This window comes from Nonomuraea sp. NPDC005730 (assembly GCF_040630865.1).
Classification (GTDB): Bacteria; Actinomycetota; Actinomycetes; order Streptosporangiales; family Streptosporangiaceae; genus Nonomuraea.
Genome location: NZ_JBEXYK010000072.1, coordinates 31,839 through 49,132, shown reverse-complemented (window position 1 = coordinate 49,132; position 17,294 = coordinate 31,839). Strand labels below are relative to the sequence as shown.

Annotated in this window: 17 protein-coding genes and 1 pseudogene; 11 read left to right on the top strand and 7 right to left on the bottom strand. The window is 70.8% G+C overall.

Translation table 11 applies throughout. The features are described 5' to 3' along the window. Positions 1-89: 89 nt before the first annotated feature. Positions 90-569, bottom strand: coding sequence for an Lrp/AsnC family transcriptional regulator (locus ABZ444_RS44760; RefSeq protein ID WP_352323250.1), 480 nt, complete (start codon positions 567-569; stop codon positions 90-92). A gap of 130 nt (positions 570-699) precedes the next feature. Here ABZ444_RS44760 and hppD point away from each other — a divergent pair, with 130 nt between their 5' ends. The 4 genes from hppD to ABZ444_RS44740 all read left to right on the top strand — a co-directional run bounded on the left by hppD (position 700) and on the right by ABZ444_RS44740 (position 4,659). After that, positions 700-1,782 (top strand): 4-hydroxyphenylpyruvate dioxygenase, encoded by a 1,083-nt coding sequence (gene hppD, locus ABZ444_RS44755; RefSeq protein WP_358010311.1) that lies wholly within the window; start codon positions 700-702, stop codon positions 1,780-1,782. Between the two features lie 186 nt (positions 1,783-1,968). Further along, positions 1,969-3,375 carry a M1 family metallopeptidase gene (locus ABZ444_RS44750; RefSeq protein ID WP_358010309.1) on the top strand — a complete coding sequence of 469 codons (1,407 nt, stop codon included), beginning with the start codon at positions 1,969-1,971 and terminating at the stop codon, positions 3,373-3,375. 73 nt (positions 3,376-3,448) lie between these two features. After that, a complete protein-coding gene (locus tag ABZ444_RS44745) occupies positions 3,449-3,994 on the top strand; it encodes an RNA polymerase sigma factor (protein ID WP_352352982.1) in 546 nt (181 codons plus the stop codon). Next, on the top strand, positions 3,991-4,659 hold the full coding sequence (locus ABZ444_RS44740) for a hypothetical protein (protein ID WP_358010307.1): 669 nt from the start codon (positions 3,991-3,993) through the stop codon (positions 4,657-4,659). Before ABZ444_RS44745 ends, ABZ444_RS44740 begins: the two co-directional genes overlap by 4 nt. A gap of 114 nt (positions 4,660-4,773) precedes the next feature. On the opposite strand, the gene ABZ444_RS44735 is transcribed toward ABZ444_RS44740, so the two are convergent. Further along, positions 4,774-5,751, bottom strand: a complete 978-nt coding sequence (locus tag ABZ444_RS44735) for an ROK family protein (RefSeq protein WP_358010306.1) — start codon at positions 5,749-5,751, stop codon at positions 4,774-4,776. Continuing rightward, positions 5,748-6,929, bottom strand: a complete 1,182-nt coding sequence (locus ABZ444_RS44730; RefSeq protein WP_358010313.1) for an FIST N-terminal domain-containing protein — start codon at positions 6,927-6,929, stop codon at positions 5,748-5,750. Before ABZ444_RS44730 ends, ABZ444_RS44735 begins: the two co-directional genes overlap by 4 nt. 172 nt (positions 6,930-7,101) lie before the next feature. Here ABZ444_RS44730 and ABZ444_RS44725 point away from each other — a divergent pair, with 172 nt between their 5' ends. The 3 genes from ABZ444_RS44725 to ABZ444_RS44715 all read left to right on the top strand — a co-directional run bounded on the left by ABZ444_RS44725 (position 7,102) and on the right by ABZ444_RS44715 (position 11,319). After that, positions 7,102-8,493, top strand: a complete 1,392-nt coding sequence (locus ABZ444_RS44725; protein ID WP_358010305.1) for a sigma 54-interacting transcriptional regulator — start codon at positions 7,102-7,104, stop codon at positions 8,491-8,493. Positions 8,494-8,555: 62 nt separating this feature from the next. Further along, complete coding sequence (locus ABZ444_RS44720) at positions 8,556-9,314, top strand: hypothetical protein (protein WP_358010304.1); 759 nt, start codon at positions 8,556-8,558, stop codon at positions 9,312-9,314. Positions 9,315-9,351: 37 nt separating this feature from the next. Further along, on the top strand, positions 9,352-11,319 hold the full coding sequence (locus tag ABZ444_RS44715) for a hypothetical protein (protein ID WP_358010312.1): 1,968 nt from the start codon (positions 9,352-9,354) through the stop codon (positions 11,317-11,319). Between the two features lie 24 nt (positions 11,320-11,343). On the opposite strand, the gene ABZ444_RS44710 is transcribed toward ABZ444_RS44715, so the two are convergent. Next, positions 11,344-12,486 (bottom strand): helix-turn-helix transcriptional regulator, encoded by a 1,143-nt coding sequence (locus ABZ444_RS44710; RefSeq protein WP_358010303.1) that lies wholly within the window; start codon positions 12,484-12,486, stop codon positions 11,344-11,346. Between the two features lie 135 nt (positions 12,487-12,621). On the opposite strand from ABZ444_RS44710, the gene ABZ444_RS44705 reads away from it, so the two are divergent. Beyond that, entirely contained in the window at positions 12,622-13,038 is a 417-nt protein-coding gene (locus ABZ444_RS44705; protein WP_358010302.1) for a hypothetical protein, read from the top strand. Positions 13,039-13,647: 609 nt separating this feature from the next. Here the strand turns inward: ABZ444_RS44705 and ABZ444_RS44700 are convergent. After that, positions 13,648-14,070, bottom strand: a complete 423-nt coding sequence (locus tag ABZ444_RS44700; protein ID WP_358010301.1) for a DUF6292 family protein — start codon at positions 14,068-14,070, stop codon at positions 13,648-13,650. Positions 14,071-14,210: 140 nt separating this feature from the next. Here ABZ444_RS44700 and ABZ444_RS44695 point away from each other — a divergent pair, with 140 nt between their 5' ends. Further along, positions 14,211-14,336 (top strand): hypothetical protein, encoded by a 126-nt coding sequence (locus ABZ444_RS44695; protein WP_352326121.1) that lies wholly within the window; start codon positions 14,211-14,213, stop codon positions 14,334-14,336. Between the two features lie 10 nt (positions 14,337-14,346). Beyond that, positions 14,347-14,778, top strand: a complete 432-nt coding sequence (locus ABZ444_RS44690; protein WP_358010299.1) for a DUF2269 family protein — start codon at positions 14,347-14,349, stop codon at positions 14,776-14,778. A gap of 16 nt (positions 14,779-14,794) precedes the next feature. Here the strand turns inward: ABZ444_RS44690 and ABZ444_RS44685 are convergent, their stop codons facing one another. Together ABZ444_RS44685 and ABZ444_RS44680 are read right to left on the bottom strand one after the other, a co-directional pair. Further along, positions 14,795-15,934 carry a cystathionine gamma-synthase gene (locus ABZ444_RS44685; protein WP_358010298.1) on the bottom strand — a complete coding sequence of 380 codons (1,140 nt, stop codon included), beginning with the start codon at positions 15,932-15,934 and terminating at the stop codon, positions 14,795-14,797. A gap of 134 nt (positions 15,935-16,068) precedes the next feature. Further along, positions 16,069-16,278 carry a hypothetical protein gene (locus tag ABZ444_RS44680; protein ID WP_358010297.1) on the bottom strand — a complete coding sequence of 70 codons (210 nt, stop codon included), beginning with the start codon at positions 16,276-16,278 and terminating at the stop codon, positions 16,069-16,071. A 192-nt stretch (positions 16,279-16,470) separates the two neighbouring features. On the opposite strand from ABZ444_RS44680, the pseudogene ABZ444_RS44675 reads away from it, so the two are divergent. Continuing rightward, a pseudogene (locus ABZ444_RS44675) lies at positions 16,471-17,133 on the top strand (histidine kinase dimerization/phosphoacceptor domain-containing protein); the annotation flags it as partial. Positions 17,134-17,294 lie beyond the last annotated feature (161 nt).

Sequence of the window (17,294 nt, the reverse complement as noted above, 5' to 3'; positions counted from 1 at the left end):
CACGGCTACCTCCCAGGTTCCAGAGGCAGCCAGCTTTCCGGGTTCACCAGCCGAGATCAATTACCGGGTCAACGTTCAGAGACGGGCCACTAGCGCCCCCCGCGGCGCGGAACATCGGCGACCAAAGGCAGCACTCGGTATGGAACCGGTGTGTCGAGTGCGATGATCGAAGAAGTCCTGAGCACCCCCTGAACATCCACGATTTGGTCGATGACCCTTTGCAGATCGGCATTCGTCCGCGCGACCACCCGGCACAGCAGGTCCGCGCCGCCGGTGATGGTGTGCACCTCCAGCACCTCGGGGATGTGGGCCAGCCGGTGGGCGACCGGGTCGTGCCCGGAGACCTGCCTGATCTCCATGGTGACGAACGCCGTCACGTCGTAGCCGAGCGCAACGGGCGACACGTCGGGCCCGAACCCGGTGATCACGCCCCTGGCCACCAGCCGGTCGAGCCTGGCCTGGACGGTGCCGCGGGCGACGCCGAGGCGGCGGGAGCACTCCAGCACACCAAGCCGGGGCTCGGCGGTCAGCAGTGAGATCAGCCGGGCGTCCAGTTCGTCGATCGTCATGCTGTACAAGTTCTCCGACTCTGACCTGAGATAGGTGGACAGATTGTGCACTCGTTCAAGTAACTGTTGCACAACTCGTCCAGCTAAATCGAGAGTTAGGGGTATGACTGATGTCTTTCCGGTTAACGGCATGGACGCCGTGGTGTTCGCCGTGGGCAACGCCCGGCAGGCCGCCCACTACTACTCGACCGCTTTCGGCATGCGACTGGTGGCCTACCGCGGGCCGGAGACCGGCAGCCGCGACGAGGTCGCCTACGTCCTGACCTCGGGCAGCGCCACCTTCGAGTTCAGGGCCTCGATCCGGCCCGGCACGGACGTGGCCAGGCACGTCGCCGAGCACGGTGACGGCGTGATCGACCTGGCCATCCAGGTGCCCGACGTGGAGGCCGGGTACGCCTACGCGGTCGCCCACGGGGCCACGGGCCTGGTGGAGCCGTACACACTGGAGGACGAGCACGGCAAGGTGGTGCTCGCGGCCATCGCCACCTACGGCGAGACGCGGCACACGCTCGTGGACAGGTCCAACTACGGGGGCGCGTACCTGCCCGGCTACGTGCCGGCCGAGCCGCTCGTCGCGCCGCCCGCGACGAAGACGGGACGCCTGTTCCAGGCGGTCGACCACTGCGTCGGCAACGTCGAGCTCGGCAAGATGGACGAGTGGGTGGAGTTCTACCGCAAGGTGATGGGCTTCACGAACATGGCCGAGTTCGTCGGCGACGACATCGCGACCGAGTACTCGGCGCTGATGTCCAAGGTCGTGGCCGACGGCACGCGGAAGGTCAAGTTCCCGCTGAACGAGCCGGCGATCAGCCGCAAGAAGTCGCAGATCGACGAGTACCTGGAGTTCTACGGCGGGCCGGGCGTGCAGCACATCGCCCTGGCCACCAACGACATCCTCACCACCGTCGACCACATGCGCGCGGCGGGCGTGCAGTTCCTCGACACGCCCGACTCCTACTACGACGACCCCGAGCTGCGCGAGCGCATCGGGCAGGTCAGGGCGCCGATCGAGGAGCTGAAGAAGCGCAAGATCCTGGTCGACCGCGACGAGGACGGCTACCTGCTGCAGATCTTCACGCAGCCGGTCCAGGACCGTCCCACGGTCTTCTTCGAGCTGATCGAGCGGCACGGGTCGCTCGGGTTCGGCAAGGGGAACTTCAAGGCCCTGTTCGAGGCGATCGAGCGCGAGCAGGAACGAAGGGGCAACCTTTAGTTTGTCCCGACTTGGTGGGGGTGATCTGGATTTCATGGGACCACCACCACTTTCAGGGCTCATGGGGCGCCGGCGGCGGGGAGCCGCCGGCGCCTCCGGCTCTTCCCCCTCCGCGGTGACGAGTCGTCGGGAGCGCGTGACCCAGCGTAAGATTCCGGTCACGGCTTGAAGGGGGCTGGTTCACCTATGCGGATCAGAAGACGCGGCGCGGCCGTGCTGGTGGCGCTGATCAGCGTGCTCGCCTGCGCGCCCACCGACGAGCCGCCGCCCCGCTCGGCCGCCGGCCGCCACGCGGGCGCGCCGGGCATCGGCGACGCCGACTTCCCCCAGGACGGCAACGGCGGCTACGACGTCGCCCACTACTCGCTGACCGTCGACTACACCCCGGCGACCAAGCGGCTCACCGGCCTGACGAAGATCCGCGCCAAGGCCACCCAGGACCTGTCGAGCTTCAACCTCGACCTCACCGGCCTCGACGTCGCCAAGGTCAGCGTCGACGGCTCGCCCGCGGGCTTCTCCCGCAAGGGCGGCGAGCTGACCGTGACCCCGGCCGCGCGGCTCACCGCCGGCTCGCCGTTCACCGCCGAGATCTCCTACTCCGGCAGCCCCACGCCCGCCAAGGACACCGCCAACCTGGGCACCTACGGGTTCATCCCCACCGCCGACGGCGCGTTCGTGGCCTCCGAGCCCAACGGCTCCAAGACCTGGTTCCCCAGCAACGACCACCCGGCCGACAAGGCCACGTTCGACTTCACGGTCACCGTGCCCGCCGGCCTGACCGTCGTGGCCAACGGCGAGCAGAGCGCGTCCCCGTCCACCGCGGGCGGCCGCACCACCTACCGGTGGAGCGAGCCGCACCCGATGGCCACCTACCTCGCCACGGCCACGATCGGCAAGTTCGAGGTGCGTCAGGGCCGTTCGCCGGGCGGCATCCCGACGTACGCGGCCGTCGATCCGAAGTTCAGGACCGGCCTCGACCGCGTCTACAACGTCTCGGGCGAGATCACCGACTACTGGAGCACGGTCTTCGGCCCCTACCCGTTCTCCTCGACCGGCGCCGTGGTCGACGACTACTCGGCCGGCTACGCCCTGGAGAACCAGACCAAACCCCTCTACGGCGGATTCGACCCCGACGAGGGCATCATCGCCCACGAGCTGGCCCACCAGTGGTTCGGCGACAGCCTGACCATCAAGCGGTGGAAGGACCTGTGGCTCAACGAGGGCTTCGCGACGTACGCGGAGTGGCTGTGGTCGGAGCACCGGGGCAAGAAGACCGCCGACACCATCTTCAAAGACTTCTACAACCGCGGCGTCAAAGACCCGATGTGGTCCTACCCGCCGGGCCGGGCCAAACCCGGTGACCTGTTCAACGAGTCGGTCTACACCCGCGGCGGCATGGCGCTGCACGCCCTGCGCAAGGCGGTCGGCGACCCGACGTTCTTCAAGCTGCTCAAGACCTGGACCGCCGAACACCGCTACGGCAACGTCACCACGCGGCAGTTCGTCGACCTGTCCGAGCGGCTGTCCGGCAAGGACCTCGACCCGCTCTTCGACGCGTGGCTCTTCCAGCCGCGCCGCCCCACCCTCGCCTGACCTGCGCCGAAACGCTTCCCGTCGGCCGGACCAAGTACAGGTGTAAGGGCGAACGACGAAGGGAGCGAGGCCAGTGCGCCTCAATGAGGACCCGGCGGCCTTCGAGGCCTTCTACCGCCGCCATGTCGACGTCGTCATGCGATTCGTGGTCCGGCGGGTGAGCGATCCTCACCTGGCCGCCGACCTGACCGCCGACGTCTTCCTGGCGGCCCTCGACTCGGCCCACACCTACGTGCCGGGCCGGGGCAGCCAGACCGCGTGGTTGTACGGCGTGGCCCGCAACGTGGTGTCGGCCCAGCTGCGCAGGTCGGCACGGGAAGCGCGGGCGGCCGGCCGGATCGCGGGGCGGCGGCTGATGGACGACGACGACCTCGTCCGGATGGAGGAGCGGATCGACGCCGAGCGCGGCATGCGCGGCGCCCTGGAGGCCATGGCGGGCCTGCCGGAGGGCGAACGCGCGGTGCTTGAGCTCGTGGCGATCGACCAGCTCACCGTCTCCGAGGCGGCCGCCGCCCTGGGCATCAGGCAGGTGACCGCGCGGGTCCGCCTGCACCGGGCCAGACGCGCCCTGGAGAACGTCGCTTCGCCGTCGGCCGTGTACGTGGAGGGACAGGCATGAACACTTTCGAGGAGCGGTTGCTGGGCGCGCTCAAGCACGAGATGGCGGCCGGGCCGGCGCAGGTCGGGGCTCCGGTCGGGGCCCAGGTCGGCACGCCGGGCGTCCGGCGGCCCCGGCGCAGGCTGGTGGGGCTGGCCGCGGCGGCCGGGGTCGCCGCGGTGGCGACGGTGGCGACGGTGGCGGCGACCGGCCTGTTCGGCGGGGCGCCGGCGTACGCGGTGACCGGGACGGCCGACGGCGGGGTGGCGGTGGAGATCAACGCCTTCCGCGACCCGGACGGGCTGGCGTCCCAGCTGGCCGCGGCGGGGGTCAAGGCGGTGGTGGACTACCTGCCGTACGGGCAGGTCTGCAAGGAGCCGCGGGGGCAGCACGGGACCGCCGAGGGGCGGTTCGAGGCGAGCATCGGCAGCAGCGGGAACGGGATCTCCTTCAAGATCCCGAAGGGACGCGTTCCCGCCGGGCAGACGCTCGTGCTGGCGGTCACCCTCGACAGGAGCGGGCCGGAGGCCCCTCCGGTCTCCACCTCGCTGCAGATCGTCAAGGGCGCGGTGGGCCCCTGCGAGCCGACCGCGATGCCCGCCCCGCCCACGGACGGCCCCACCGACCGCTCCGGCACCGGCGACGGCACCGGCGAGGGCCCTGGCCGGCACACCGAACAGGGGTGACCTCCGGGCGGCCGGCGGCTCTTCCGCCCCCGCCCGGCGCACGACCGCCCTCCCGGGCAGGCGGCGGCCTCCGCACCCTCGGCCCGCGCCCGCCCGGCGACCCTCCCGCGAGGGTCAGTCGCGGGAGGAGGTCCAGTAGGCGCCGCCGGCCAGGAGGAGGGCGGCGGCGCCTACCAGGCCGGCTTCCTGGCCGAGGGCGGCGGGCACGACCTTGAGGCGGCGGGCGAACCCCATGCGGGCGTGCTCCCGCAAAGCCTCCTCCAGGGGGCCGAACAGCGGCTCGCCGGCCTGCGACAGCCCGCCGCCGATCGTCACCAGGTCCAGGTCGCACAGGTGGGTGGCGGAGGCGATGGCGATCCCGAGCGCGCGTCCGGCCCGCCGCATCGCCAGCAGGGCCACGGGGTCCCCGGCGAGCGCGTCGGCCGCCAGCGCCCGCCCGGTGACCGCCCGGTCCTCCTGATACGCCTCCCTGCCCTCGGACGCCTCCAAGGGCTCCGGGTCGCCGGTGGGAGTCCAGCCCTGGGTGAGAGCCCAGGCGGTGAGGGCGGGGCCGCGGGCGACCGCTTCCAGGCAGCCGTGGCCGCCGCAGCCGCAGCGGGGGCCGCCGTCCGGTTCGACCACGACGTGGCCGATGTGGCCGGCGTTGCCCGTGCCGCCGTTGACCAGGCGTCCGTCCAGGATCAGGCCGCCGCCGACGCCGGTGGAGACCACCATGCCCAGCATGTCGGCGCTTCCCCGGCCGGCGCCCTGCCAGTGTTCGGCGATGGCCAGGCAGATGGCGTCGTTGTGGAGGCGTACGGGTAAGCCGGGGAACCGGCCGGCCAGCCGGGCGCGCAGCGGGAAGCCGCGCCAGCCGGGGATGTTGAGCGGCGAGACCTCGCCGTCGGGCCAGGTCATGGGCCCTCCGCAGCCCACGCCCACCCCTTCGGCGCGGGCCGACAAGGGGTCGATGAGGGTCGTGAGGGTGTGCCACAGCGTCTCGGCGTCGGCGTTCTGGGGTGTGGCGGCCCGCCGGGAGGTGATCACGGTTCCGTCAGGGGCCACCAGTCCGGCGGCCAGCTTGGTGCCGCCGACGTCGATCGCCAGGATCACGACAGCTCCGGCTCCGCGGCGCTGGAGAAGACCAGCACGGACGCCGTGAGCCCGTGCACGTGGTTGTGTCCGCCGACCGGCCCGACCTCGCCCGCGGCGAAGAAGCCCGCGACGCCGATCGGTCCCAGCGTGTCGCGCAGGGCGACCGGGTCGTGGTCGGCGGTGCCGAACATCGCCGAGCCCCGGCCGTTGCACGAGAACAGCAGCGCGCCGTCCACCTTGCCGAGTTCCTCGCGGTGGGCGTCGAGCAGGTCGTACAGGTCCTCGTCGGCGGTGGCCGCGTCCCTGACCTGGAAGCGCACGGTACGGCCGATCTCGACGATGTCCCCGATGGCCACGGCCTCGCGTTCGGGGTCGATGCCGATGACGCCCCTGATGAGGAAGTCGCCGCGTTCGTGGCGTTCGGCGTACTCGTCCATGGCCACGCCGATCTGCAGGCCGGCGGCGACCAGTTCGCGGTCGTCCTCGTCCAGCTCGCTGACGATGTCCTCCAGCCGGGCCAGCGCGGGCTGACCGGCCAGTTCGAGCAGCAGGTTCTCCTCCGAGGCCGTGACCACCATGCTGGGGCCGATCGGGCGGCAGCCCTGGCTGACCACCGTACTGATCTTGATCGGCCCGCTGAGCAGGACGCCGATCGCGCCCTCGGTGTAGATCTTGCCGTCCGCGAACAGCCGTACGGACCCCCTGCCCTGCAACCCGTTGGCCAGGCCGCCGATCAGCGGCAGGTCGCCGAGCACGTCGACCGAACGCTCCACGAACGCGTCGGTCGGGAAGGTGTACGGGTCGGCCAGCAGGATCGCCACGTGGTCGTCCCCTGTGCGCTCGGGCAGCCCGACGACCACGAACCGGTCCTCGGCCGCCAGCGTCTCCAGGGCGAACGTGGTGAGCCTGGCCTCCTCCAGGGTGGCCGCCCACGCGCTCACCGCGGGCGTCAGCTCGACCCCCTGACCGTCGCCGATCACACCGGTGGCGCTGCATCCGATCACATGCGCCTCGGGCGCCAGCTTCATCGCGGCCTGGCCCGCTCTGGCGACGTCCTCGGGGTCCTCGCCGCAGATGAAGAAGCAGACCAGGTCGGCTTGGCCGCTGAGCCTCGACAGTGCCTGACCGACGGCGCTCTCCGCGGCCTCCACCAGGTCGGAACCCACGGCGAGGCCGTCGGCGAAGCGGCTTGTCATCAAGGCCACACGTCTCGCCTCCCTCGACATGTGCATGTTCCCTAGGGCCGATTCTCCCCACTAAAGGGACAAGCACGCGTACGAACCGTCACGCAATAGGTCAAGATCCGAAATCTCCGCCAGATGCGAAACTCTCTGCCGCATTTCTCGCGGGGGACGTAGTCTCGATCCCGTGCATCAGCCACGTATTCTCCGCGAGTTGCGGGAGAGCGGCCACGTTCATCGCAGCGTCAAGGCCGAGGTCCGGGAAAACCTGCTGGCCAGGCTGCGGGCCGGCGAGCCCCGGTTCCCCGGCATAGTGGGCTTCGACGACTCCGTCCTGCCACACCTGGAGCGGGCGCTGCTCGCCGGGCACGACCTGGTCCTGCTCGGTGAGCGAGGGCAGGGCAAGACGCGGCTCATCCGCACGATCACCGGCCTGCTCGACGAGTGGACCCCGGTGGTCGAGGGCTGCGAGATCAACGACCATCCGTACGCCCCCGCCTGCACGCGCTGCAAGACCCTGGCGCGGGAGCTGGGCGAGGAGCTGCCGGTGGCGTGGAAGCACCGCGACGAGCGTTACGGCGAGAAGCTCGCCACTCCCGACACCTCCGTCGGCGACCTCATCGGCGACGTCGACCCCATCAAGATCGCAGAGGGGCGCACCCTCGGCGACCCCGAGACCGTCCACTACGGCCTGGTCCCCCGCACCAACCGCGGTGTGTTCTCCGTCAACGAGCTGCCCGACCTGGCCGAGCGCATCCAGGTCTCGCTGCTCAACGTGCTGGAGGAACGTGACATCCAGGTGCGCGGCTACAACCTGCGCCTGCCCCTCGACATCCTGCTCATCGCCAGCGCCAACCCCGAGGACTACACCAACAGGGGCCGCATCATCACGCCGCTGAAGGACCGCTTCGGCGCCGAGATCCGCACCCATTACCCGCTCACGGTCGAGGACGAGCTCACGCTCATCCGCCAGGAGTCGGTGCCCGACATCGGGGCCGACGTTCCGGAGCACCTGATCGAGGTGATCGCCAGGTTCACCCGGCTGGTCCGCGAGTCCACGGCCGTCGACGCCCGTTCCGGCGTGTCGGCGCGCTTCTCGATCGCCGCCGCCGAGACCGCCGCGGCCTCCGCCGTGCGCAGGTCCGCGATCAAGGGCGAGGACCAGGCCGTCACGCGCGTCTGCGACCTGGCCTGCGTCGTCCACAGCCTGCGCGGCAAGGTGGAGTTCGAGGTCAGCGAGGAGGGCAGGGAGACCGAGATCCTGGCCCACCTGCTGCGCCGGGCCACGGCCGAGACGTTCAGGAGCAGGCTGGGCGGCATGGACCTGTCCCCGGTGACCGACAAGTTCGCCGAGGGCAACCAGGTGGAGTCCGGCGACATGGTGGCCGCGGCCGAGCTGCTGCACCGGATCGGGCCGGTCAGCGGCCTGGCCAAGATCATGTCCAGGCTCGGCATGGGCGCCGGCGAGGAGTCCCCCGGGCACGCCGCGGCGGCCCTGGAGTTCGCGCTCGAAGGTCTCTACCTGATGCGACGGCTGTCAAAGGAAGACCTCGACGGGGTCACGATCTACCGGACGTGAACAAACGGGCGGTTTCCCGCGTCGTAGTGTTTGGTTGATCACGACTCCGGGGGGAACCGCCCATGCGCCTGCTCATCCATGCCACCGCCGTCGGCCTCGTCCTGGGTGGCCTCGCGCTGCCCGCGCAGGCGGCCCCCGCCAGGACGGCCGCCAAGACCGCCTACGGCTACGCCTGGGCCGACGGCAAGGGCAGCCTGCGGATCGTCCCCATGAAGCCGGCCAAGGTGCGGCGCGGCGGCAACGTGCTCTACAAGCTGACCCCGGTCCCGGGGGCCGAAGAGCTCAAGCTCGACTACACCCGTGCCGCCTACAGCCGGGTGACGACGGCGTGCGACCTGAAGGAGACCGAGGGCCGGGTCGCGCTGGACCGCGACGGCCTGGGCCGCACGCCGTGCAAGCCCGCCCAGCTCACCGTCGGGCTCCGGCAGGGCGCGGTCCCGCTGCGCGTGGAGTACGAGGGCGGCAAGGCCGTGAAGGCTCAGGAGTTCCTGCTGAACGCCTGGCCGGAGCCGGTCACCGCGCGCGGCTCGGTCAAGCGGATCGACGACGCGACGGTCCTGTTCAGCACCGGCGGCAAGCAGATCAAGCTGGGCTACACGTACCTGACGTCCTTCTACCGGGCCACCGCCCGCTGCGGCGACCGCTGGGTGTCCGGGAAGCCGGCCGGCGTCGACAAGCGCGGGCTCGGCACGCTGCCCTGCGAGTCGGCCGATCTGACCAAGGCGCTCAAGGGGGCCGGGCGCGCGGTCCAGGTCCAGGTGAGTTATACGCCCGACGCGAACAGCGCGGTCGAGGTGTGGGAAGTGGCCAGGCGTCCGTAGACGGGCGGGGGCGGGTTGGGGTTAGCGTGGAAGCGTGATGGCCTTCCGCTACGGCGAATACCACGACGGCCCCGACCCCCTGGCCCCTCCTTACGACGTACGCGCGGCCCTCGACGAGATGGGCGACGCGATCCTGTCCGGTTCGACGCCGGTGCACGCGCTGCGCGACCTGCTCAAGCGCGGGCTGCCCGGCAGCCAGGACCGGCGGGGGCTCGACGACATGCTCAAGGAGGTCCGCAGGCGGCGCAGGGACCTGCGCGAGCGCGGGCGGCTCGACGGCACCCTCGAACGCGCGCGGGCGCTGCTGGACAAGGCGATCGGGCAGGAGCGGGCCGAGCTGTTCCCCGACCCGTCCGACGACGCGCGGCTGCGCGAGGCCGGGCTCGACGGGCTGCCCGAGGACACCGCGAGCGCCATCCAGGAGCTGAGCACGTACGAGTGGCGTTCCGCGGCGGCCCGCCAGACGTTCGAGGAGCTGCGCGACCTGCTGCGGCGCGAGGTGCTCGACAGCCAGTTCAGAGGGCTCCGCGACGCGCTGGCCAACCCCGACCCCGAGGCCATGGCCCGCGTCCGGCAGATGATGTCCGACCTGAACGACATGCTGGACAGGGACACCCGAGGCGAGCACACCCAAGAAGACTTTGACGCCTTTATGGCGAAATATGGCGATTTGTTCCCAGAAACACCCCGGAACCTTGAGGAGCTCGTCGACATCCTGGCCCGGCGGGCCGCCGCCACCCAGCGCATGCTGGCCTCGATGACCCCCCGCCAGCGCGAGGAGCTGTCCAACCTCATCAACGAGACCCTCGACCAGGCCGGCCTGTCCGACCAGATGCGCCGCCTCGGCGAGGCCCTGCACGCCCGCCGTCCCGACCTGGCCTGGAACGCCCCCGAGCGCCTGACCGGCGAGGAGCCCCTGGCCATGGGCGACGCCGTCACCGCCCTGGAGGAGCTGGCCGACCTCACCCAGCTGGAGACCGCCCTGCGCCAGGACTACCCGGGCGCGCGGCTCGACGACATCGACGAGGCCGCCGTACGCCGCGCCCTGGGCCGGGCTGCGGTCGACGACCTGGAGGCGCTCAAGCGCATCGAACGTGAGCTGGAGGAGCAGGGCTACCTGCTCCGCCGCCGCGGCAAGCTGGAGCTGACCCCGAAGGCGGTCCGGCGGCTCGGCGAGACCGCGCTGCGACGCGTGTTCTCCTCCCTCGACGCGGGCCGGCGCGGCGACCACGACCAGCACGACGCGGGCTCGGCCGGCGAGCTGACCGGCTCCACCCGGCCGTGGCGCTTCGGCGACGAGCAGCCGATCGACGTCGTCCGCACGCTGGTCAACGGCGTGCGCAGCGGCGGCGTGGCGACCGCCCCCAAGGACGGGCGGGCCCGGGTGCGGCTGTCCGTCGACGACTTCGAGGTCTCCGAGACCGAACGCCGCAGCGCGGCGGCGGTGTGCCTGCTGGTCGACCTGTCGTACTCGATGGCCCTGCGCGGCACGTGGGCCGCGGCCAAGCAGACGGCGCTGGCCCTCCAGGCGCTGGTGGCCTCCAAGTTCCCGCAGGACGCCGTGCAGATCATCGGCTTCTCCAACTACGCCAGGGTCCTGCAGCCCGACGAGCTGGCCGGCCTCGACTGGGACATGGTCCAGGGCACCAACCTCCACCACGCCCTCCTGATCGCCGGCCGCCACCTCGACCGCCACCCCGACTTCGAGCCGGTGGTGCTGGTGGTCACCGACGGCGAGCCGACCGCCCACCTCATGCGCAACGGCAGGTCGGCCTTCGAGTGGCCGCCGTCGCACGAGACGCTGGAGCTGACGCTGGCCGAGGTGGACAAGATGACGCGACGGCGGGCGACGATCAACGTCTTCATGCTGGCCGCCGACGACCGGCTGAAGGAGTTCGTGGACGAGGTGGCCCGCAGGAACGGCGGGCGGGTGTTCTCACCGAGCGCGGACCGGCTCGGCGAATACGTCGTCAGCGACTTCCTCCGCCTCCGCCGCTCCCGCTGACTCCGGGAAAGCAGCCGAATATCGTCAAACAGAAGGGGATCCGGCCGACAACATCGACCGCAGATGTTCGCGCGCCGTACGCACCTCCGGAATACGGTCCCACTTGGCCGTCGCGGCGATGATTTGTGTCACGCGGGTATTCACGCGGGCGCTGCCGACGAACGGTAGCGCGCGGGTGAGACTTTGCATGTGATGCACGGCGAGCGCCGGTTTGCCCGCGCGTACCGCCGTCTGCGCCTGCCTTCCGAGATATTGGGCGCGGAAAAGTGGAGACCATTGCGCCATGGCCGCCGCCGCTTCCCGTAGGAGCCGATCCGCCTGGTCGTAGTGGCCCAGGCGGCTCAGGCCGATGGCGACGTCCCCGCCGAGAGCGGCCTCGGCGAACGGGCTCAGACCGGACGTGCCCAGGGCGCGATCGAGGGCTTCACGGGCCACCCGCTGGTTGCCGTCGATGCAGGCCAGGGCACGGCCGAGCCGCATGTGCAAGCTCGACAGGCGGCTCGACGGAAGGTCCGGGACGCGCAGCCCCCACTGGGCGTGCCGCACGGCGCGCAGCGGATCGCCACGGTAGAGGCTGACGCGGCTCAGGGCGTCGTACGCGCGGGCCTGCGCTGACGGGTCCTCCGCCTGGCAGGCGATGTCAAGGGCGATCGTGCCCGCATGTTCGGACTGGGCGAGCCGGCCGGCATCGTACAGCGCGATGCCCGCCTGGTACATCAGATCGGACGCCGCACCTCGGAGCTCGTGGCCCGCAGAGCCCATCCGCAGGTGAGCGACGTGCTTCACGTGCCCGAGGGCGCGGGCCGCGAGAGGCAGTCCGCCGAGTTCGTAGCGCCCTCGCGCCAGGCTGTCGGACAGAGCACGCACGTAGTCGGGGTCGAGGTAGGGATCGGAGTCGGCGGCGGATGCGACGAACACGACCGATGCGGCTGCCGACAAGAACTCGCGGCGTTCCACAGGCTCCTCCACGGAGGGTGTAAACCGTACCTCCCACCCCACACGCGCGAGCAGCTCCTTCGCCCGCGCCAGACCCGTGTCGGCGACACCGTTGCAGACGCGCGAGATCCACGCCTGCGACACTCCCAGCTCGCGGCCGAGCTGCTGCTGGGTCCAGCCGCGCTGTTTCATGATCGCCGTAAGGGCTTCGGGCAGTGACCGAGCTTCCACCAGCCGAGCGTATAGCGGAGAGGTATGGCCGATAGGGCCTTATTCCTCTGAGGAATACCCCTCCTGGCCTCCCGAAAACGAATGGGGAAACATGGCCGAGCACCCCAGGGAGACCCATCTGAACGGCGACGATCAATGATTCGCAAGCTCTTGGAACGGATGCCCGAGAAGCCGGGCGATGCGGAGGGCGGAGACGTCCCCATCAATGACAGAACGGCAGGCAGGCACATCGTGGCCCTGCACGAGCTCCGTCGATTGCTGAGGACTCGGGGAATTCGCACTCTGGCCATCGACGACAGATACCGGCTCACCCTCAAAGCTGCGGGCCGAGGCTCCGCCAGCCGGCTGGAACGACACCCGCCCGAGCTCGTGGTCTACGCCGAACAGGGCAGGCGCGCCGCGACCGTCCGCATGGCCCCTCGTTCAGGGGAGTACGTGGTGGAGGTGCGCGTAGGCGGCCTTCCGCTGCCGGACAGACCGCTCCCCCGCCTGGCCGCACTGCCGCAGGAGGCTGCCGAGCTGATTCTCGAACACATCGCGGGCACACCATGAACCTCGAAGACCTCGACCACCGGTACGGGCACGACTGGCACATCGTGCCCCTGCACTACGGCGCGGCAGCTTGGAGACGGCAACCTCCCACCCGTGAGCAGTTCAGGCAAGGGCGGCTGCACTCGCTCGTCGGCATGGATCCTGACCACTTGGGCGGCCAGCTCGCCCGTCAGGCGGAGCTCCAGGCACAACGCACAGGGCCTCTTTCGTCGAGCACGCTCCCTCGTTCGACTGGGGCCGCCGACGGCCGTCTGTGATGCATCAGATGGCCGCGAAGAGGGCCAACGGCTGCCTACCGGTCTTCGCGAGGGGGCTGCCTCGGGCGTCTTGGGCATCAGGAAGAGAGCCCGGTCTCGGAGGTGGCAGTACCGCCTTCTCCAACGCATGAGGGAGGAGGCGAGTGACCTCCGGGGGTCCGGGGGTCGGGAGACCCCCGGCCAGGGGTTCGGGGGAGCTCGGCTCCCCCGAGGAAGCGGGGCCCGGAGCCTCTCGGCGCGGAGCGCCCTCAGGGCGGAGGCCCTTGCCTTTGGGGCTTTGGGGCTTTGGGGCTTTGGGGCTTTGGGGCTTTGGGGCTTTGGGGCTTTGGGGCTTTGGGGCTTTGGGGCTTGGTCAGGCTTCGATCAGGCGGGCGTAGAAGTCGAGGGCCACGTCGAACCCGTCGCGGCAGTTGCGGTGCGACCGGTAACAGGGCCGCCAGGCCGAGCTGGCCCCCACCCCCGCCCGCGCGTCGACAAGAGCCGACGGCACGCGCTCCGGCCGGGGCAGCAGCCCGTGGCCCAGGTAGCGGACGCCGGTCAGCTCGGTGTGCGCGCCCGCCCCGCCGGAGACGAAGCGGCCGAGCCGCCAGCCGCTCTCCTCGTCCCACACCAGCGCGTGGCCGTCGGCCAGCTTGACCGTGGCGTGACGCGGATCGCAGGGGCCCTCCCACCAGTCGGCCACCTCGGCTCCGAGCAGGTCGACGACGCGCTCCACATAGCCGGCCGGCTGCTGCAGCCACTCGTCGGTGTACGGCTCGACATGCCTGATGACCACGGACGGCACCCCCTTGTGCCCTGAAGGTAAGAAAAAAGCGACGGTGACCAACCATACCCGTGGCGAACTTATTCCGTTGCACGTCCGTCTAGTCATTACGGACGATATTTACATCCGCCACGGGGGAAGGAGGAGAGCCCATGATTGCCACGATCCTGCTGATCACCCTGATGGCCGTCGCGGTGGCGGCCACGGAGCTCATCATGCGTTGCTCCTCGCAGGTTAAAGAGAGTGTCGAGCCGCCGACCGAGATCGTCGGGGACTAGTCTCAGGCGCATGTCCCTGCTTCTCTGGCTGCACATCGGTTTCGCCATCTTCACGATCGGCCCGCTGACCGCCGCGACGATGGCGGCTCCGCGGGCCATCCGGAACAAGAACGTGCCCGTGCTGCGGAACATCCAGCGCACGACGAGGATCTACAGCCTCGCCAGCCTGGGTGTGCTGGTGTTCGGCGTGGCCCTGGGCATCGCCGTCGGGAACGGCGTGCTCGGCCTCTGGTACATGACGGCGTCGATGACGCTGTTCATCGTGGCGATCGTGTTGCTGGTCATCATCGACCGCGACCTGCGCACCGCCCTCCGCGCCCTCGAGAGCGAGAGCGCGGACGACGACGCGAAGGTGCAGAACGGCCGGATCGCCGCGATCAGCGGCCTGCTGGCCGTGATCTGGCTGGTGATCCTCTTCCTGATGGTGGTCCCGACGCCTTGACGGTGGTCCCGGCGCCCTAGCCGAGGGCCTGGGTGAGGTCGGCGAGCAGGTCGTCGACCGTCTCGATGCCGACCGACAGGCGCACCAGGTCGCTCGGCACCTCCAGGGGCGAGCCCGCCGCGGAGGCGTGCGTCATCCTGCCCGGGTGCTCGATGAGCGACTCGACGCCGCCCAGCGACTCGCCGAGCGTGAACAGCTTGGCCCGGTTGCACACCTCCACGGCCTCGGCCTCGCCCCCCGTGACGCGGAAGGACACCATGCCGCCGAAGCGCCGCATCTGCTTGGCGGCGACCTCGTGGCCGGAGTGCTCGGCCAGGCCCGGATAGAGCACCTGGGTCACGCGCGGGTGCGCGAGCAGCAGGTCGACGACGCGTTCGGCGTTGTCGCAGTGGCGGTCCATGCGCACGCCGAGGGTCTTGAGCCCGCGCAGCGTCAGCCAGGCGTCGAACGGGCCGGCCACCGCGCCCATCGCGTTCTGGTGGTAGGTCAGCTCCTCGCCGAGGCCCTTGTCCCGCGCGATCAGCGCGCCGCCGACCACGTCGGAGTGGCCGCCGATGTACTTGGTGGTGGAGTGGACGACCACGTCGGCCCCGAGCGCCAGGGGCTGCTGCAGGTACGGCGAGGCGAAGGTGTTGTCCACGACCAGCAGCGCGCCGTTCTCGTGGGCCAGCTCCGCCAGGGCGGCGATGTCGGCGATGCCGAGCAGCGGGTTGGTGGGCGTCTCGACCCACACGATCTTCGTCTTCTGCGTCATGGCCGCCGCCACCGCGTCGAGGTCGTGCAGCGGGACCGGGTCGTAGTGCAGGCCCCAGCGCTCGTGCACCTTGGCGAACAGCCGGTACGTGCCCCCGTACGCGTCGTTGGGGATGATCACGTGATCCTGCGGCCTGCACACCGTGCGCAGCAGGGTGTCCTCGGCGGCCAGGCCCGAGGCGAAGGCCAGCCCGCGCGCGCCGCCCTCCACGGCGGCCAGCGCCTCTTCCAGCGCCGTCCTCGTGGGGTTGGCCGAGCGGCTGTACTCATATCCCGAACGCAGGCCGCCCACGCCGTCCTGCTTGTAGGTGGACGTGGCGTAGATCGGCGGCACGACCGCGCCGGTCAGCGGGTCGGGCTCCTGACCTGCGTGGATCGCCAGGGTCTCAAAACCGTTGGTCATAGGCCCCACGTTAACGGAAAGCGGCCCGCGATCCGTTCCCCAACGGATCGCGGGCCGGTGGCGGGGCCCGTCCCCCGACGGCGCCCGCCCGGACCCGCGCGGCCATGCCCGCGCGGGCCACGTCTCACGAAGGCTCAGGCCGCCCGGGGCTCGCGGGCCGTCGCGGCCGGCGCGGCCGTCACGGCCGGGGCGCTGAGCCGTACGGCCTGCACGTCGATGTGGCGGCCGCTGGCGCCCTCCGCGTCCTCACCGTTGATGCGCGAGAGCAGCACGGGGTCGGCCAGCGCGAGCAGCGCCGTGACGACCAGTCCCAACCCCAGCAGAACGAACCCGATGACAACCATGTCCTGTCCCCCTTCCGATGTGTTCCAGCATCGCCGAGGGGCCGTCACCGCCGCCTCCGCTGAAGGGCTGGTCCGGCGGCGACCGGGTCGGCCGATCGGTTGATACGAGTTGTCCGACTTCCGGCCTACTCTCGTGGCGTGGGGGATTCGAAAGGCATCGTGTACTGGGTCCGGCGGCTGAGCGAGATCGCGATGCTCGGCTGGCTCGGCCTGATGCTGATGCTCGACCTGGCCATCGCCGTCAGCACCGGGGGGCTGCAGTGGTTCGTGCCGTTCTGCGGCGCGGCCGGGATCGCGGCGGTCGTCCTGCGCCGCCGCCACCGGCTTGAGGGCTTCTGCGCGCTGCTGGGGCTGTCCTTCGCCGTGTCGCTGGTCATCGCGTCGGTCGACGCGCTGGGCGCGCCCGGCATGGCCGAGACGGGGTCGCTGCTGATCCTCCTCATCGGCGTGCTGCGGCACGTCGAGCCGGTACGGCGGGCGGCGGTGCTGTCGCTCGTGGGGCTGGCCGTGCTGATGGCCGAGTCGGCCAGGCGCGACTACCCCACCGCGGGGCTGGCGTTCGCGTTCCTGCTGTTCGCGGGGTGGTCGATGGCCGCGGGCATCGGCGGCTACCTGCGGTTCCAGCAGGAGCGCCGGACCGAGGCGGTGCACTCCGTACGCCGGGCCGAACGCCTCGAACTGGCCAGGGAGCTGCACGACCTGGTCGCCCACCACATCACCGGCATCGTCGTCCAGGCCCAGGCCGCGCGTACGGTCGCCGAGCACAAGCCCGAGGCCGTGCTGCCCGCGCTCGACGCGATCGCCTCGGCCGGGTCGGAGGCGCTGACCTCGATGCGGCGCATGGTCACCGTCCTGCGCACCGAGGACGAGGCCGACCGCAGGCCCGGCACGACGCTGGCCGACCTGCGGCTGCTGACCGAGCGGTTCTCGGTCGAGGGGCCGAAGGTGGCGTTCGAGATCGGGTCGGGCATCGACGACCGGACGCTGCCACCCGAGGTGATGACGACGCTGCACCG

Coding starts and splice junctions, on each gene's coding strand:
- ABZ444_RS44705 (WP_358010302.1), top strand. CDS start 12,622: ATGATTCGCAAGCTCTTGGAACGGATGCCCGAGAAGCCGGGCGATGCG.
- ABZ444_RS44740 (WP_358010307.1), top strand. CDS start 3,991: ATGAACACTTTCGAGGAGCGGTTGCTGGGCGCGCTCAAGCACGAGATG.
- ABZ444_RS44680 (WP_358010297.1), bottom strand. CDS start 16,278: ATGGTTGTCATCGGGTTCGTTCTGCTGGGGTTGGGACTGGTCGTCACG.
- ABZ444_RS44695 (WP_352326121.1), top strand. CDS start 14,211: ATGATTGCCACGATCCTGCTGATCACCCTGATGGCCGTCGCGGTGGCG.
- ABZ444_RS44685 (WP_358010298.1), bottom strand. CDS start 15,934: ATGACCAACGGTTTTGAGACCCTGGCGATCCACGCAGGTCAGGAGCCC.
- ABZ444_RS44690 (WP_358010299.1), top strand. CDS start 14,347: ATGTCCCTGCTTCTCTGGCTGCACATCGGTTTCGCCATCTTCACGATC.
- ABZ444_RS44715 (WP_358010312.1), top strand. CDS start 9,352: ATGGCCTTCCGCTACGGCGAATACCACGACGGCCCCGACCCCCTGGCC.
- ABZ444_RS44730 (WP_358010313.1), bottom strand. CDS start 6,929: ATGACAAGCCGCTTCGCCGACGGCCTCGCCGTGGGTTCCGACCTGGTG.
- ABZ444_RS44750 (WP_358010309.1), top strand. CDS start 1,969: ATGCGGATCAGAAGACGCGGCGCGGCCGTGCTGGTGGCGCTGATCAGC.
- ABZ444_RS44720 (WP_358010304.1), top strand. CDS start 8,556: ATGCGCCTGCTCATCCATGCCACCGCCGTCGGCCTCGTCCTGGGTGGC.
- ABZ444_RS44760 (WP_352323250.1), bottom strand. CDS start 569: ATGACGATCGACGAACTGGACGCCCGGCTGATCTCACTGCTGACCGCC.
- hppD (WP_358010311.1), top strand. CDS start 700: ATGGACGCCGTGGTGTTCGCCGTGGGCAACGCCCGGCAGGCCGCCCAC.